Genomic DNA, 15,466 nt, shown 5'->3' with positions numbered 1-15,466 from the left:
ACGGCCGTATGACGGGTCGTACCGGTGGCAGGCTCCGCAGGGGCGTGAGCGCGACGGCCGTGGCGGCCGCCGCGATGGTGGCCCTGACCGCGTCTCAGGCGCCCGGCCTCTCCCTGCCCCCGCCCAGTCCCACGGCGGACGATCCGGCGCTCGGAGCGGACGACGCGCCGGCGACCGGGGGCGATGCCCCCTACCACACCGAGCTGCCCCCGCTGGAGACGCCGGACATGCCGGACAGCTCCCGTGAGCTGGACGGCGACGGCCCGCTGGTGACCGGCCCGGCCGAAGCGGGCGTGCCCGCGACGGTCCTGGCCGCCTACCGACAGGCCGAGAGCACGCTGCGGAGCGAGCAGCCCCGCTGCAACCTGTCGTGGCAACTGCTCGCCGCCATCGGCAAGGTGGAGTCCGGGCAGGCCCGCGGTGGTGCCCTCGACGCAGAGGGCACCACGCTCTCCCCGATCCGCGGCCCCAAGCTGGACGGCAACGGCTTCGCCGACATCTCGGACACCGACAACGGCGCCTACGACGGCGACACCGTGCACGACCGGGCCGTCGGCCCCATGCAGTTCATCCCCTCCACGTGGGCGGCGTGGGGTGCCGACGGCAACGGTGACGGCGCCAAGGACCCCGACAACATCTTCGACGCCGCCCTCGCGGCGGGCCGCTACCTGTGCGCCGCCGGCCGGGACCTGGCGGACCCGGCCGACCTGGAGCGCGCCCTCCTCAGCTACAACCCCTCGCGGGAGTACCTGAACACGGTGCTGTCGTGGCTGGAGTTCTACCGCAAGGGCGTCCACGAGGTCCCCGACGGCACCGGCCAACTGCCCGACTCGCCGGGGCCGGGCAACCCGAAGAAGCCGAAGCCCGACCCGGTCGCCGAGGAGCCCCAGCGGCGTCCCGCGTCCGACCGGCCCTCCGGCGAGAAGGACACCGACCCGCCCGAAAAGCCCGAAAAGCCCGCGAAGCCCGAGGACCCCGCCGGGGACGAGCCGGGCGAGGGCGGCGAGACCCCCCGGCCGAGGCCGCCCGCCGTGGACGACGACCACAACGTCATCGTGCCGCCGCCCGGCGAGGACCCCGACGGCGACGGCCCCGCCCCGGACGACGGCAAGGACGAGGAGCCGACCGACCCGGAGGAGCCGGAGGAGCCGACCGACCCCGAGGAGCCGGAGGAGCCCACCGACCCCGAGGAGCCCGGCGAGGAGCCGGGGGAGTGCCCGGTGGACCCGGGGGAGCCCGAGGAGCCGGAGGAGCCGCAGCCCGGTACCGAGGAGCCGACGGACGACGAGGACGCCGTCGACGGGGAGGAGTCGGAGAACCCGGCGGACAGCGACGACACCGACCCCTCCGAAAACGCTGAGGACGCTGAGGACGCCGAGGGCGAGGACGGCGAGGCCACCGACGCCGAGGACCCGGACGCCGAGGACCCCGCCGACCCGTGTGACGACGGCGAGGAGCCGGACGGGGACGAAAGCGGCACGCCGCAGGACGACGGGGAGCCCGGAGGCGGTGACGGCTCGTCCGGTGACGACACCGCCGCCCGTCCCGAGGACGCCGCCCGCGTCGAGTAGCCGGCACCGGCGAACGCGTCACGCCGGAGCCCGCCCCGTCTACCGCCCTCGGCGCGGGGCGGCCCGGCGGGTGGGCACCGCCGTGGTCGGATCGTCCGGCCACGGGTGCCGCGGGTAGCGCCCGCGCAGTTCGGCCCGCACGGCGCGGTAGCCCTCGGCCCAGAACGACGCCAGGTCCGCGGTGACGGCGGCGGGCCGCCCGGCGGGGGAGAGCAGGTGCACCAGCAGGGGCACCCGCCCGTCGGCGAGCCGGGGCGCCTGGGTCCAGCCGAAGAGCTCCTGCAGTTTGACGGCGAGCACCGGCTGGTCGCCGGTGTAGTCGACGCGCACCCGCGAGCCGGAGGGGACCTCGACGCGTTCGGGGGCGAGCTCCTCCAGCCGGGCCGCCGCACCGCTCGACCAGGGGAGCAGGCCGCGCAGCAGGGCGAGGGTGTCGACGGCGTCCAGCCGGTCGCCGGTCAGCCAGGTGGCGGCGTGGGCGAGGAGGGCGTCGTCGCCGACGTCGGGCCAGGGCTCGCCCAGCGTGCGGTGGAGGAAGGCCATGCGCCGACGCAGCGACCGGGCCTGCTCCGGCCAGCGCAGGAGATCCGTCCCGCCCCGGCGCACCGCCTCCAGGAGCGCCCGGCGCACCTGCTCCGGGTCGGGGTGCCGCACGGTCTCGCCGCCCAGGGCGATCGCGCCGAGCCGGGTGACGCGCTGCGCGGTGACGACGCCGCGCCCGGCGTCGTAGGCCACCTCCTCGTCCTCCCGCAGCAGGGCGGCGGCGGCCACCCGGGCGGTCTCCTCGTCGATGACGGCGACGAGCCGGGCCCGGGCCGCGGGGGCGCCCGCCGGGCGGTCGGCCACCGCGACGGCGAGCCAGGGTGCGCCGCCGTGCCCGCTCGTCACCTCGGCCCGGGTGCCGGAGGCCATCAGGTAGGCGCCGGTCCCGCCCTGCCGCCGCGCCACCCGCTCCGGGTGGGCGAGGGCGACCACGAGGCCCGCGGCCCCGTCCACGCCGCCGGGGGCGTCCGGGCCGCCGTCCACGCCGCCGTCCACGCCGTCTTGGGATGCGGCGTCCTTCGGCAGCGCCCTGCGCAGCCGGTCGACCTCGCGCCGCCACCGGGCGGCGTACGCCTCGCGGGGGGAGCGGCGGACGGCCCGCAGGACGTCGCCCAGGTCCTGCCCCAGCTCGCGCGGCGGCTCCTCGCTGAGCAGCGCGACGACCTCCGCGGCGGCTCTCGGTCCGACGAGGCGGGCGCCGTCCAGCAGGGCCCGGGCCAGCCGGGGGTGGAGGCCCAGCCGGGCCATGGCCTCGCCGCGCGCGGTGGCGCGGCCGACGCCGTCCACGGCGCCGACGGCGGTCAGGACCGCACCGGCCGCCGCCATGGCCCCGGCGGGCGGCGGGTCGAGCAGGGCCAGGCCCTCGGCGCCGGGGGCGCCCCAGCAGGCCGCCTGGAGGGCGAACGCGCCGAGGTCGGCGACGGCGATCTCGGGCTGCGGGAAGCGGGGCCTGCGGCCGTCCTCCCCCTGCGCCCAGCACCGGTAGGCGGTGCCCGGCGCCTCGCGTCCGGCCCGCCCCGCACGCTGCCGGGCCGCCGCCCGGGAGGCCCACACGGTGGTCAGGGCGCTGAGCCCGCGCGCGTGGTCGGTGCGCGGCTCCCGGGCCAGCCCGGCGTCGACGACGATCCGCACCCCGGGCACGGTGAGGCTGGACTCCGCCACGGCGGTGGCCAGCACGATCCGGCGGCGTCCGTGCGGGTCCGGCCCGGCGAGGACGGCGTCCTGGGTCTCGGCGCGGGCGCGGCCGTGCACCTGGAGGACGTCGGCGTCCGCGCCCTCCAGCGCCGCCGCCACCCGGGCGATCTCGCCGACGCCGGGCAGGAAGCACAGGAGGTCCCCCTCCCGTTCCGCCAGTGCGCGCCGGACGACGGCGGCGACGTGCGCGAGCAGCGCGCGGTCCACGCGCAGGCCGTGCGGCGGCGCGACGGGCGTGGGCGGGGGCGCCCACACCGTCTCGACGGGGTGGGCGACGCCCGGCGCCTCCACCACGGGGGCGTCCAGCAGCCGGGCCCAGCCCTCGGCGTCGGTGGTCGCGGAGGCGGCCAGGAGCCGGAGCTCCGGACGCAGGGTGTGCCGCACGTCGAGCAGGAAGGCGGCGGCGGTGTCGGCGTCGAGGTGCCGCTCGTGGCACTCGTCGAGCATGACGACGTCGACGCCCGCCAGCTCCTGGTCGCGCTGGAGCCGCTGGAGGAGCACGCCGGTGGTGACGACCTCCACGCACGTCCCCGGCCCGACGCGGCGCTCGCCGCGCACGGTGAAGCCCACGCGGTCGCCCACGTCCTCCCCCAGCAGCCACGCCATCCGGCGGGCGGCGGCCCGGGCGGCGATCCGCCGGGGTTCGGCGACCAGGACGCGCCGGGGGCGGCGCGTTCGGTCCTCCCCGGCACCCGGTGCCAGACCGGCCAGCTCCAGCGGCACCAGCGTCGTCTTGCCCGACCCCGGCGGGGCGCAGAGCACGGCGGTGCCCGCCCGGTCCAGGGCGTCGCGCAGCCGGGGCAGCGCCTCCCGCACCGGCAGGTCGAGCGCGCGCTCCCGTGCGGCGGCCGTCATGCGTCCCGCTCGCACACGAAGATCGCCGTGCCGGGGATCAGCGCCCCGCGCAGCGGGGACCAACCGCCCCACTCCTGCCGGTTCCACGCCGGCCACTCCGGTTCGACGAGGTCGGTGAGGCGCAGCCCGGCGGCGGCGACGTCCCGCACCCGGTCGCCCAGGGTGCGGTGGTGCTCGACGTAGAGGGCGCGGCCCTCCTCGTCCTGCTCGACGTAGGGGGTGCGGTCGAAGTAGGACGCGGAGACGGTCAGTCCCTCGGGCCCGGGCTCGTCGGGCAGGGCCCAGCGCAGGGGGTGCGTCACGGAGAACACCCACCGTCCGCCCGGTCGCAGGACGCGCCGCACCTCGCGGAGGACGCGCACGGGATCGGCGACGAAGGGGACGGCGCCGTAGGCCGAGCAGGCCAGGTCGAAGGAGGCGTCCGCGAAGGGCAGCGCCCCGGCGTCGGCCTCGACCAGCGTGACGCCGTCGGTGCCCAGGCGCAGGGCGTGCTGGAGTTGGCGGTGGGAGACGTCCAGGGCGACCGGGCGGGCGCCGCGGGCGGCCAGCCAGCGCGAGCACTGCGCCGCGCCCGCGCCGATCTCCAGCACGCGTGCTCCGGCCAGCCGCTCCGGGTCGCCCAGGAGCCGCGCCTCGTCCTCGGTGAGCCCCTCGGGGCCCCAGACGAAGCGGTCGTCCCCGAGGAAGGCGCCGTGTTCGTTCTGGTAGTCGTCCGCGTTGCGGTCCCACCACAGCCGGCTCGCCCGCCGGCTCTCGGCCTCGTCGGCCCCGCGCCGTACGGCGTCGCCCTCGTCGGCACTCATCCTCGTCTTCGCACCCCTGTCGCACTCGTGTGGCGACCGTAACGATAGGCTGTGGGAAATCTTGTGCATGCGGCGTGCGATGAGCACACTGCGGTGTACGTCTGCCGACGCGGAACACGCGGCGGAGCGGGCGGCTTTCGCCCCATCCGTCCCACGTGTCGCAAACGTGCATTGACCCTGCCCGGCTGCGGCCGTATGCTACAAGTTGCGCTGCGGGCCTGCGCGCCTCGGACGGAGCAGGTCGCGCTCGCATCTGTTGTATGTCCTCTCGGTTGTCGAGGTGCTTTCGCGTTTCGGGAAGTACCTCCCAGGCTGTCCGGCTTCGGCGGTGCGATAAGGGCTCACGGCGTAGCAGTACCTACGACTTCTGTGTCCGTACCGGAGCCCTTTACCACATGACGAGCAGCACCGAGACCACCGTGACCACCCCGCAGGTTGCGGTCAACGACATCGGTTCCGAGGAAGCCTTCCTCGCCGCGATCGACGAGACGATCAAGTACTTCAACGACGGCGACATCGTCGACGGCGTCATCGTGAAGGTCGACCGGGACGAGGTCCTGCTCGACATCGGTTACAAGACCGAGGGCGTCATCCCTTCCCGTGAGCTGTCGATCAAGCACGACGTCGACCCCAACGAGGTCGTCGCCGTCGGTGACGAGATCGAGGCCCTGGTCCTCCAGAAGGAGGACAAGGAAGGCCGCCTCATCCTGTCCAAGAAGCGCGCCCAGTACGAGCGCGCCTGGGGCACCATCGAGAAGATCAAGGAAGAGGACGGGATCGTCACCGGTACCGTCATCGAGGTCGTCAAGGGTGGTCTCATCCTCGACATCGGCCTCCGGGGCTTCCTCCCCGCCTCCCTGGTCGAGATGCGCCGTGTCCGCGACCTCCAGCCGTACGTCGGCAAGGAGCTCGAGGCCAAGATCATCGAGCTGGACAAGAACCGCAACAACGTGGTCCTGTCCCGCCGTGCCTGGCTGGAGCAGACGCAGAGCGAGGTCCGTCAGACCTTCCTCACCACCCTCCAGAAGGGTCAGGTGCGCTCCGGCGTCGTCTCCTCGATCGTCAACTTCGGTGCCTTCGTGGACCTGGGCGGCGTCGACGGTCTGGTGCACGTCTCGGAGCTGTCCTGGAAGCACATCGACCACCCCTCCGAGGTCGTCGAGGTCGGCCAGGAGGTCACGGTCGAGGTCCTGGACGTCGACATGGACCGCGAGCGCGTCTCCCTGTCGCTGAAGGCGACCCAGGAAGACCCGTGGCAGCAGTTCGCCCGCACGCACCAGATCGGCCAGGTCGTGCCCGGCAAGGTCACCAAGCTGGTGCCGTTCGGCGCGTTCGTCCGCGTCGACGAGGGCATCGAGGGTCTGGTCCACATCTCCGAGCTGGCCGAGCGCCACGTCGAGATCCCGGAGCAGGTCGTCCAGGTCAACGACGAGATCTTCGTCAAGGTCATCGACATCGACCTGGAGCGCCGCCGCATCAGCCTCTCGCTGAAGCAGGCCAACGAGTCCTTCGGCGCCGACCCGATGGCCGTCGAGTTCGACCCCACGCTGTACGGCATGGCGGCGTCCTACGACGACCAGGGCAACTACATCTACCCCGAGGGCTTCGACCCCGAGTCGAACGACTGGCTGGAGGGGTACGAGAAGCAGCGCGAGGAGTGGGAGAACCAGTACGCGGTCGCCCAGGCGCGCTTCGAGCAGCACCAGGCGCAGGTCGTCAAGTCCCGCGAGCAGGACGCCCAGGCCGAGGCCGAGGGCGCCGGTGCCGGTCCCGCCCCGAGCAGCCAGGGTGGCGGCGGCGGTGGCGGTTCCTACTCGTCGGACTCCGGCGAGGACTCCGGTGCGCTGGCCTCCGACGAGGCCCTCGCCGCGCTCCGCGAGAAGCTGGCCGGCGGCCAGAGCTGATTCCGCGCCGGGCCGAGGCCCGGCCGGTTCGGTGCACGACGGTACGGAAGGGCCCGCTCCCCGCTCGGGGGGCGGGCCCTTCCGCGTCGGGGCGTCCCGCTCCGGCGGCCCCGACCGCCACGAGGCGGACGAGGGAATTCCGCGCGGGGCAAGGGCGTTGGCACAGGCGGAAGCGCTCGACGGAGGGGCAGGGAGAACGTGTTGAAGCCGCGTGAGCTGTACGAATGGGATCCGAGCGGCCTGCGGTCGGTGGACGAGATCATCGACCAGGGTGTCGGCGCCGGTCTCGTGCTGCTGTACCACTTCGAGGGCTTCATCGACGCCGGGGCGACCGGCGAGCAGATCACCGACCTGCTGCTGGAGGGGCGCCCCCACACAACGGTGGCCCGCTTCGACGTGGACCGCCTCGTCGACTACCGGGCGCGGCGCCCCGTCATGACGTTCCGGCGCGACCGCTGGGTCTCCTACGACCGTCCGGCCCTGGAGCTGAAGCTGCTGCGGGACGCCACCGGCAGCCCGTTCCTCCTGCTCAGCGGTCCCGAACCGGACGTCCAGTGGGAGGCGTTCACCGCGGCGGTGCAGGAGATCGTCGAGCGGCTGAACGTCCGGCTCTCGGTGACGTTCCACGGCATCCCCATGGGGGTGCCGCACACCCGCCCGGTCGGCCTCACCCCGCACGGCAGCCGCGCCGACCTCGTCCCGGGCCGCCCCGGCCTGTTCGACGAGGCGCAGGTGCCGGGCAGCGCGGCCTCCCTCCTGGAGCTGCGGCTGATCGAGGCCGGGCACGACGTCCTGGGGGTCGCCGCGCACGTCCCGCACTACGTCGCCCGCTCCCCGTACCCGGACGCCCCGCTCGTCGTCGTCGAGACGATCACCGCCGCGACCGGGCTGGTCCTGCCGGCCATCGCCCACACCCTGCGCGGACGCGCCCACACCACGCAGACGGAGATCGAGCGGCAGCTGGCCGACGGGGACGGCGAGCTCGTCGCCGTCGTCCGGGGCCTGGAGCAGCAGTACGACGCGGTGGCCGGCGCGGCGAGCCGGGGCAGCCTGGTCGCCGAGCCGAACGAACTGCCCTCGGCGGAGGAGCTGGGCGCCGTCTTCGAGCGGTTCCTCGCGGACCGCGAACGCGACACCGGCGAGCCCGACGCGTGAGACGGCCCGTAGGGTTGCGGGCATGCTGACTGTGGGACTGACCGGAGGCATCGGGGCGGGCAAGAGCGAGGTCTCACGCCTCCTCGCCTCCCACGGCGCGGTGATCGTCGACGCCGACCGCATCGCCCGCGAGGTCGTCGAGCCCGGGACCGAGGGGCACGCCGCCGTCGTCGCGGAGTTCGGTGACTCGGTGCTGTTGCCGGACGGCGCCCTGAACCGGCCGGCCCTCGGCCGCGTCGTCTTCAACGACCCCGAGCGCCTCGCCGCGCTGAACGCCATCGTGCACCCGCTGGTGGCCGCCCGCTCCGCCGAGCTCCAGGAGGCGGCGGGCGAGCACGCCGTCGTCGTCCACGACGTTCCGCTCCTCACGGAGAACGGCCTGGCCCCCCGCTACGACGTCGTCGTGGTGGTCGACGCCTCCCCGGAGACGCAGCTGGACCGCCTCGTGCGGCTGCGCGGCATGCCGCGGGACGAGGCCCGTTCCCGGATGGCGGCCCAGGCCACCCGGGCGGAGCGGCTGGCCGTCGCCGACCACGTCATCGACAACGAGGGCCCGCTGGAGGCACTCCAGGCCCGGGTGCGCGAGGTGTGGGAGCAGCTCCGGAAGCGTGCCTGACCCGCTGCGGGGGAATGCTTCCGGTCACCCGGCTGTTGTCCCGGCCGAAGGAGGCGCCCAGATGTCCCGAACGCCCCAGACGAACGTGATCGACTTCCGTGCCGCGGAGAAGCTGCTCGAAGCGAAGGACCCGCGGGGTGCGGTCAAGCTGCTCGATCCGCTGATCACCGCGCACCCGGAGAACACGGCGGCCCGGCTCCTGCGGGCCCGCGCGTTCTTCCACTCCGCCCAGCTGCGCTCCGCCGAGCTGGAGTTCCAGCTCGTCATCGAGCGGGAGCCGGACAACGCCTTCGCGCACTTCGCGCTGGCGCGGACGCTGGAGCGCGCGGGGCGCACCGGCGAGGCCCGCCGTCACTTCCGTCTCGCCGCCGCGCTGGACCCGCGTCCGGACTACGTCGAGGCCGCCCGGTTCGAGAGCATCTGACGCCGCCCGCCCGGCCGGTCGCCGTGTGACGGGGCGTCCGGCCGGGTCCGGCGCCGGGAAGGGCGCGCAGGGGCCCTGCCCGGCACGGCCGTCGGCCGATAGGGTCGTCCCCCGTGATATCGCGCCGCGTTCGTGCCACCTGCGTCCTCGTTCTCCTCGCCGCCACCTCCTGCACCGTCGACGACGTCACCGACGGCCAGGCTCCCGCAGGCGACGGGCGGCCCGCCCTGGCCGCCCTCGACGACCTCACGGTCAAGGGCCGTGCCGGACGCGACGGTTACGACCGCCGCATGTTCGGCAGCCCCTGGCCCGACGTCGACGGCAACGACTGCGGCACCCGCGACGACATCCTCGCCCGCGACCTCGACGACGTCACGCGGGACGAGGACGGCTGCACCGTCGAGTCCGGCACCCTCACCGAGGACCCGTTCACCGGCGCGACCATCGACTTCGTACGCGGCGGCCCCAGCGAGGTCGACATCGACCACCTCGTGGCCCTCTCCGACGCCTGGCAGAAGGGCGCGCGCACCTGGGAACCGGCGAAGCGCATCGCCCTCGCCAACGACCCCCTGAACCTGCTGGCCGTCGACGCCGGCGCCAACCGGCAGAAGGGCGACGCCGACGCCGCCACCTGGCTCCCGTCCCACCAGCCCTACCGCTGCACCTACGCGGCCGCCCAGGTCGCCGTCAAGCAGAAGTACGAACTGTGGGTCACCGAAGCGGAGAAGCAGGCGCTGGCCCGCATCCTCGGCGACTGCCCCGACACCGAGCTGCCGCAGGGCGACACCCCGACCACCGCACCCCCCGAGTTCTCCGCCCCCGACTGACGCCCGCCCCCGCCGCGGCCCCATCGCTCCGGCCCTCGCGCCGACCCGTCCGAAGCCGGGTGCGGCGTCGTAGGGTCGGGGCCATGAGCGAGGACGCAGCGCGGACCGGAACGGCCGTGTACGGGTGCACGCTGGGGGCCGCCGAGGAGCCGGACAGCCTGCTCCTCCCCGGCCACGACGTACCGCTGGGCCGGTACACGACGGTGCGGCGGCTGCTGCCGCACCGGGAGCGGCGGATGGTCGGCGCGTGGTGCTTCGCGGACCACTTCGGCCCCGACGACGTCGCCGAGCGCCCCGGCATGCAGATCGCACCCCACCCCCACACGGGGCTCCAGACCGTCACCTGGCTGGTGGCGGGCGAGATCGTGCACGCCGACAGCCTCGGCAGCCTTCAGCCGATCGTGCCGGGCGCACTGAACCTCATGACCTCCGGGCACGGGATCTCCCACTCCGAGCAGTCGCCGCCGGACCACCCGCCCGTGATGCACGGACTCCAGCTGTGGATCGCCCTGCCCGACGAGGCGCGGCACCAGCCGCCGCGTTTCGAGCACCACGCGGACCTGCCGACCGTGCGGGACGGCGCGGCGACGGTGACGGTCGTCGTCGGCGAGCTGGCCGGGGCCCGGTCGCCCGCCCGGGTGCACAGCCCCCTCCTCGGCGCCGAGGTGAGCTTCGACGGCCCCGGCACCCTGCGGCTTCCGGTGGACCCCGCCTTCGAGACCGGGGTCCTCGTCCTGTCGGGCACGGCCACGATCGCCGGGACGGAGCTGGCGCCCGGCGCCCTGCTCCACCTCGGCCGGGGCCGAAGCGACGTGACCGTCGAGGCCGCCGCACCGGCCCGTCTCTTCCTGCTCGGCGGCACGCCGTTCGAGGAGCCGCTCGTCATGTGGTGGAACTTCGTCGGGCGCACCCACGAGGAGATCGTGCGCGCCCGGGACGACTGGGAGGCCGGTGACCGCTTCGGTACCGTCGCGCACTGCACGGACGCCCCGCTGCCCGCCCCGGCTCTCCCCACCGTCCGGCTCAAGGCCCGGGGCCGTACCGGCGAGACCCGCTGACGTCCGGCGGAGTCGGTGTCAGTCCGCGTGCCGCAGGGCGGTTCGGCGGCGGCGACGGTGGCCTCCAGCCGTCCGCCGTGTGCGCCGCGCCGGTCCACGCGGGCGCAGGACCGGCGGCGCGGCTCCCCGGCGACGCGGAACTCCGGCTCGCCGTCGTCCGTCCGGTCGGTCATCGCGTGGCCCGTGGCACCGGGCCTCATCGGCCCATGCGCAGCCCGTCCTCCTCGGCGCCCCGGCTCAGCGCCGCGTCGCGGATGACGTCCAGGGCCCGGGTGTAGGGCGCGTGGTCGGGCCGCTCCCCGAGGGCGCGGGGGAGGTTCACCACGCGCAGCGGGTCGTTGTCCATGACGTGCGGGACGAACTCCGCCGTGCGGACCCGCCAGGCCCCGCCCTCCCGCCGCGGCGGGACGAAGGTGAAGCGGGCCGCCGAGCCCATCTGCCCGCGCGGGTCGTTCATGACGCCCGCCACCTGGTCGCCCATGCCGTACACCACCCAGGTGCCGTTGACCTTCTCGTAGGGCTGGGGGACGTGGACGTGGGTGCCCAGGAGGAGGTCGATGGCGCGGCGTCCGTCCGTGCGGGCGGCGGTGAGCTCCTCGGCGAGGGCGAGCTGCCGGTCGTCGGGCGCCTCCTGGTACTCGGTGCCCCAGTGCATGCTCACCACGACGACGTCGGCTCCGGCCTTTCGGGCGGCGCGGGCGTCGGCGATGATGCGCTCGGGGTCGGTGAGGTTGACCAGGTGGGGCCGGTCCTCGGGGACGGGGATGCCGTTGGTCCCGTAGGTGTAGGCCAGTTGGGCCACCTGGGCGCCGCCGGCCGCCATGAGGGCGGGCCGGTCGCGTTCGGCCGCGCTGCGGGCGGAGCCGACGTGCCGGACACCGGCCGCGTCCAGGGCCTCCAGGGTCCGGGTGACGCCGTCGGCGCCGGCGTCGAGGGTGTGGTTGGACGCGGTGGAGCAGGAGTCGTAGCCGGTCTCCGCGATGGCCTGGGCGACCTGCGGGGGCGTGCGGAACATGGGGTACCCGCTGAACGGGCCGTCGTCCGCGCCCAGGACCGTCTCCAGGTGGCAGATGGCCAGGTCGGCGCCGGCCACGACGGGTTCGGCGCCGGCGAGCATCCGGCGGAAGTCGTGGCCGCCCCCGGCGTCGGCGTCGGCGGCGGCCTGCCGGATGACGGAGTCGTGGCTGAGGATGTCGCCGGTGGCGACCAGGGTGAAGGGCTTGCGCGCGTCGGTCGCGGAGGCCGGGGTGCGGCCGTTCGCCGGCGCGGACGGCTCGGCGCTGCCGCCGCCGCAGCCTGCGAGGGGGACCAGCAGGGCGAGGGCGAGGGGCACGGTGGCCGCACGGTGTCGGGTGTGGTGCCTCAAGGTACCGCTCCGTAGTCATATGAGTATGATTAGTACGACAATCACACTCATTGACACGGCGTGGCGTGTCCGAACGCCGCCACCCCCGGTGGGTCGCCGGGATGGCGGCGCGGAACCACTCGTTCAGGCCCGGTCCGGGCTCTCGGCCACCGGCCGGACGGGCGTCACCCCCGGTGCGTGACCCGGATCCTCGACTGCCGGTGGGGCAGCTCCTCCCAGTCGTCCATCGGGCGGGCCGTCAGCCCGTGCGACTCCGCGAGCCGCACGAGCGTCTCGGTGCGGTAGTAGAAGTCCTCCCGCAGGACCTGGTGCTCGGCGCCGAGCGTCCGGTTGTAGGTGAAGTCGAAGAACCCGCCGGGCGCGAGGACGCGGCCCACGTGTCGCAGGCACTCGTCGATCACCTGCACGGGCGAGTGCGAGAAGACGCTGTGCGCGTGCACGACGGTGAAGTGCCCGTCCGGCAGGTGCGCCAGCCGCAGGTCGTCGACCAGCGTCAGGTACGGCAGTTTGGCCTGCAGCCCGTGCCGCACGAGCGTCTCCCGCGCCGACAGGAGGATCTCCGGCGAGATGTCCGTGCCGTGGTAGTGCGCGGGATCCAGGTAGGCGATGAACAGCCGACCCGCCCGCAGGTTCCCGCAACCGATCTCCAGCATCCGGTCCTCGGGGCTCAGGCCGTGCCGCACCAGGTAGTCGAACTGCATCTCGCCCAGGGCGAGCCACCGCTCGTGCGTGGCGCTGCCGACCGCCGACTCGGGGTTGCGGGCGGTGTCGTCCTTCATCACCGCCCGGTAGTAGGCCACGTGGTCGCCGCCCGTCATCCGCCGCAGACGCAGGTCGCGGACGAACCGCCGCAGGTAGGGAGGCACCCGCGTCGGATGCCGCAGGGCGTACCGGAGCCGGTGGGCCAGGGAGGAACGGTCGGTGTGCAGCCGTCGGGACACGGGAAGCGCCTTTCACCGGTGCGCGGGGGCGAACCGGTGAAAGGGGCCCTCCGCGGCATGGGCTGTGTGAGGATCGGTCGGGATGCGTAACGACCGACGGGAGGCCCGCGTGGCGGAAGAACTGGCACAGATGCCCGAGGACTGGCAACGGGCCCTGGCCGTCGTGGCCCATCCGGACGACCTGGAGTACGGGGCCGCCGCCGCCGTCGCGCACTGGACGGACGCCGGCAAGGAGGTCACCTACCTGCTGGTGACACGCGGCGAGGCCGGGATCGACACCCTGTCGCCCGCCGAGGCCGCGCCCGTCCGGGAGGCCGAGCAGCGGGCCAGCGCCGCCGTCGTCGGGGTGCGGGACGTGGACTTCCTCGCCCACCGCGACGGCGTCATCGAGTACGGCGTCGACCTGCGCCGCGACCTGGCCGCCGCGATCCGGCGCCACCGGCCCGAACTGGTCGTCACCCTCAGCTTCGACGAGACCTGGCCCGGCGGGTACTGGAACACCCCCGACCACAAGGCCGTCGGCCGGGCCACCCTCGACGCCGTCGCGGACGCCGGGAACCGCTGGATCTTCCCCGAACAGCTGGCCGACGGAGCCCTCCAGCGGTGGGACGGCGTGCGCTGGGTGGCCGTCACCGCGCCCACCGGGACCACCCACGTGCAGGAGGTCGGGGAACGGGACGTCGACCGGGCCGTCGCCTCCCTCGCCGAGCACCGGGCCTACCTCACCGCACTCAGCGACGAGGACCCCGAGACCTACGCCCGCACCTTCATCACCGGCGTGATGGACGGTATCGCCGAGCGCAACGGCGGCCGCCGGGGCGTCGGGTTCCGCCTCCACCCCTGCTGAGGAGAAGCGCCGCCGAGCGGACGCGGCGCCGTGCCGGATCTCCGGGACCGGACGCGGCGCCCGGGGCTCAGCCGTCGGACGCGCGCCCGGCGCGGCCCAGCAGCGCCAGGGCCGCCACCGGCAGCAGCAGCGTGGCGGCCAGGGCGTTCAGCCAGCCGTACCCGGCCTGCGCGACGACGAGCCCCGCCAGCGCGCCGCCGACCCCGGCCGCCGCGTTCATCGTCAGGTCCGACAGGCCCTGCGCGGCGGCCCGGGCGCTCTGCGGCACCGAGTCGGTGAGCAGGGCGGAACCGGCCACCAGGCCGGCGGACCAGCCGAGCCCCAGCAGGAAGAGACCGGCCGCGCTGCGGGCGTGATCCCCGTCGGAGGTCCCCGCCAGGACCGTCGCACAGGCCAGCAGGCCCACGGCCAGGCCGATGACGGCGACCCGTCCGAGGCGGTCCGCCAGCCAGCCCATCACCGGGGAGAAGGCGTACATGCCCGCGATGTGCCCGCTGATGACGAGACCGATCAGCTCCAGGTCGGCGCCGTGGTGGCTCAGGTCGACGGGCGTCATCACCATCACCGACACCATCACCGTGTGCGAGCCGGCGACGGCGACCAGGGCCAGCCGGGCCCGTGGCGAGGCGAACACGGCCGCCCGGCCCGCGCGCAGGGAACGCTCCTCGGTCCCGCCGCCGTCCGCCGAGGAGGCCGCCAGCGCACGGGCCGTCAGCAGCGGGTCGGGCCGCAGCAGGATCCAGACGAGGACCCCCGCGACGAGGAAGATGACCGCACCCCACAGGAACGGCCCGGCCGCATCGGGCACACCGAATCCGGACAGGCTGCGTCCGGCCGGGCCCGCCAGGTTCGGTCCCGCGACGGCTCCGAGCGTGGTGGCCCACACCACGAGGGAGATGGTGCGGGCGCGCCGCTCGGGCGCGGCCAGGTCGGCGGCGGCGAACCGGGCCTGGAGGTTGGCGGACGACCCCGCGCCGAAGACCGCCATGCCGACGAGCAGCAGGGGGAAGCTCCCGATGACGGACGCGGCCACCACCAGCGCGCCGCCGGCCGCCGCCACGAGGTAGGCGAGGGTGAGCCCCGGACGCCGTCCGCGCCGCGCCATCAGCGCGGCGAACGGCAGCGAGAGCAGCCCGGTGCCGATCACCGAGGACGTCAGGGCCAGCCCGGAGAGCGCCTCGGAGCCGCTGATCTCCTCGGCCAGCACGGCGGCCAGCGCGATGCCCGTCGCCACGCCGAGGCCGCCGAGGACCTGGCTGACGACGAGCACCAGCGTGATCCGCCGCCGGATCTCCGCGAGCCGGGCGGCGTCCGGCACGGCGGGCGCGGCGGGGTCGGGCGTGGCCTTGGCGAGGACGGGGG

General features: G+C 74.9%; 13 protein-coding genes. 8 read left to right on the top strand and 5 right to left on the bottom strand.

Going from position 1 to position 15,466, the window contains the following annotated elements; genetic code table 11:
- Nucleotides 1-8 precede the first annotated feature (8 nt).
- On the top strand, nucleotides 9-1,571 hold the full coding sequence (locus IF129_RS00870; protein WP_191207435.1) for a lytic transglycosylase domain-containing protein: 1,563 nt from the start codon (nucleotides 9-11) through the stop codon (nucleotides 1,569-1,571).
- 39 nt (nucleotides 1,572-1,610) lie between these two features.
- On the opposite strand, the gene hrpB is transcribed toward IF129_RS00870, so the two are convergent.
- Nucleotides 1,611-4,163 carry an ATP-dependent helicase HrpB gene (gene hrpB, locus IF129_RS00865; protein WP_191207434.1) on the bottom strand — a complete coding sequence of 851 codons (2,553 nt, stop codon included), beginning with the start codon at nucleotides 4,161-4,163 and terminating at the stop codon, nucleotides 1,611-1,613.
- Entirely contained in the window at nucleotides 4,160-4,966 is an 807-nt protein-coding gene (locus tag IF129_RS00860; protein ID WP_191207433.1) for a class I SAM-dependent methyltransferase, read from the bottom strand. Before IF129_RS00860 ends, hrpB begins: the two co-directional genes overlap by 4 nt.
- Before the next feature lie 395 nt (nucleotides 4,967-5,361).
- On the opposite strand from IF129_RS00860, the gene rpsA reads away from it, so the two are divergent.
- From rpsA to IF129_RS00830, 6 genes are all read left to right on the top strand, one after another.
- Nucleotides 5,362-6,870, top strand: a complete 1,509-nt coding sequence (rpsA, locus tag IF129_RS00855; RefSeq protein ID WP_191207432.1) for a 30S ribosomal protein S1 — start codon at nucleotides 5,362-5,364, stop codon at nucleotides 6,868-6,870.
- A 198-nt stretch (nucleotides 6,871-7,068) separates the two neighbouring features.
- Entirely contained in the window at nucleotides 7,069-8,025 is a 957-nt protein-coding gene (locus IF129_RS00850; RefSeq protein WP_191207431.1) for a PAC2 family protein, read from the top strand.
- Nucleotides 8,026-8,047: 22 nt separating this feature from the next.
- A complete protein-coding gene (gene coaE, locus IF129_RS00845; RefSeq protein WP_191207430.1) occupies nucleotides 8,048-8,641 on the top strand; it encodes a dephospho-CoA kinase in 594 nt (197 codons plus the stop codon).
- Nucleotides 8,642-8,702: 61 nt separating this feature from the next.
- The gene (locus tag IF129_RS00840) at nucleotides 8,703-9,065 is read left to right on the top strand and encodes a tetratricopeptide repeat protein (protein WP_191207429.1); all 363 of its coding nucleotides are present in this window, start codon (nucleotides 8,703-8,705) and stop codon (nucleotides 9,063-9,065) included.
- 113 nt (nucleotides 9,066-9,178) lie between these two features.
- A complete protein-coding gene (locus tag IF129_RS00835) occupies nucleotides 9,179-9,892 on the top strand; it encodes an HNH endonuclease family protein (protein WP_318153472.1) in 714 nt (237 codons plus the stop codon).
- Between the two features lie 83 nt (nucleotides 9,893-9,975).
- Complete coding sequence (locus IF129_RS00830; protein WP_191207428.1) at nucleotides 9,976-10,950, top strand: pirin family protein; 975 nt, start codon at nucleotides 9,976-9,978, stop codon at nucleotides 10,948-10,950.
- Nucleotides 10,951-11,146: 196 nt separating this feature from the next.
- Here IF129_RS00830 and IF129_RS00825 read toward each other — a convergent pair whose 3' ends face one another.
- Nucleotides 11,147-12,316, bottom strand: a complete 1,170-nt coding sequence (locus tag IF129_RS00825) for a CapA family protein (protein ID WP_191207427.1) — start codon at nucleotides 12,314-12,316, stop codon at nucleotides 11,147-11,149.
- Between the two features lie 164 nt (nucleotides 12,317-12,480).
- The gene (locus tag IF129_RS00820; RefSeq protein ID WP_191207426.1) at nucleotides 12,481-13,257 is read right to left on the bottom strand and encodes a class I SAM-dependent methyltransferase; all 777 of its coding nucleotides are present in this window, start codon (nucleotides 13,255-13,257) and stop codon (nucleotides 12,481-12,483) included.
- An 82-nt stretch (nucleotides 13,258-13,339) separates the two neighbouring features.
- On the opposite strand from IF129_RS00820, the gene IF129_RS00815 reads away from it, so the two are divergent.
- Complete coding sequence (locus tag IF129_RS00815; protein ID WP_224754190.1) at nucleotides 13,340-14,104, top strand: PIG-L deacetylase family protein; 765 nt, start codon at nucleotides 13,340-13,342, stop codon at nucleotides 14,102-14,104.
- 67 nt (nucleotides 14,105-14,171) lie between these two features.
- On the opposite strand, the gene IF129_RS00810 is transcribed toward IF129_RS00815, so the two are convergent.
- Entirely contained in the window at nucleotides 14,172-15,422 is a 1,251-nt protein-coding gene (locus IF129_RS00810; protein WP_318153550.1) for an MFS transporter, read from the bottom strand.
- Between the last annotated feature and the right edge of the window lie 44 nt (nucleotides 15,423-15,466).

Origin of the sequence: Streptomyces chumphonensis (genome assembly GCF_014779715.1) — a bacterium.
Classification (GTDB): domain Bacteria; phylum Actinomycetota; class Actinomycetes; order Streptomycetales; family Streptomycetaceae; genus Streptomyces; species Streptomyces chumphonensis.
Note: the sequence above shows the minus strand (reverse complement) of the source record. Positions and strands in the feature narration are given on the sequence as shown.

Bases quoted from the DNA above. Each gene is read 5' to 3' on its own strand.
- rpsA (WP_191207432.1), top strand. From the start codon at position 5,362: ATGACGAGCAGCACCGAGACCACCGTGACCACCCCGCAGGTTGCGGTC.
- IF129_RS00860 (WP_191207433.1), bottom strand. From the start codon at position 4,966: ATGAGTGCCGACGAGGGCGACGCCGTACGGCGCGGGGCCGACGAGGCC.
- hrpB (WP_191207434.1), bottom strand. From the start codon at position 4,163: ATGACGGCCGCCGCACGGGAGCGCGCGCTCGACCTGCCGGTGCGGGAG.
- IF129_RS00830 (WP_191207428.1), top strand. From the start codon at position 9,976: ATGAGCGAGGACGCAGCGCGGACCGGAACGGCCGTGTACGGGTGCACG.
- IF129_RS00815 (WP_224754190.1), top strand. From the start codon at position 13,340: ATGCGTAACGACCGACGGGAGGCCCGCGTGGCGGAAGAACTGGCACAG.
- IF129_RS00870 (WP_191207435.1), top strand. From the start codon at position 9: ATGACGGGTCGTACCGGTGGCAGGCTCCGCAGGGGCGTGAGCGCGACG.
- coaE (WP_191207430.1), top strand. From the start codon at position 8,048: ATGCTGACTGTGGGACTGACCGGAGGCATCGGGGCGGGCAAGAGCGAG.
- IF129_RS00840 (WP_191207429.1), top strand. From the start codon at position 8,703: ATGTCCCGAACGCCCCAGACGAACGTGATCGACTTCCGTGCCGCGGAG.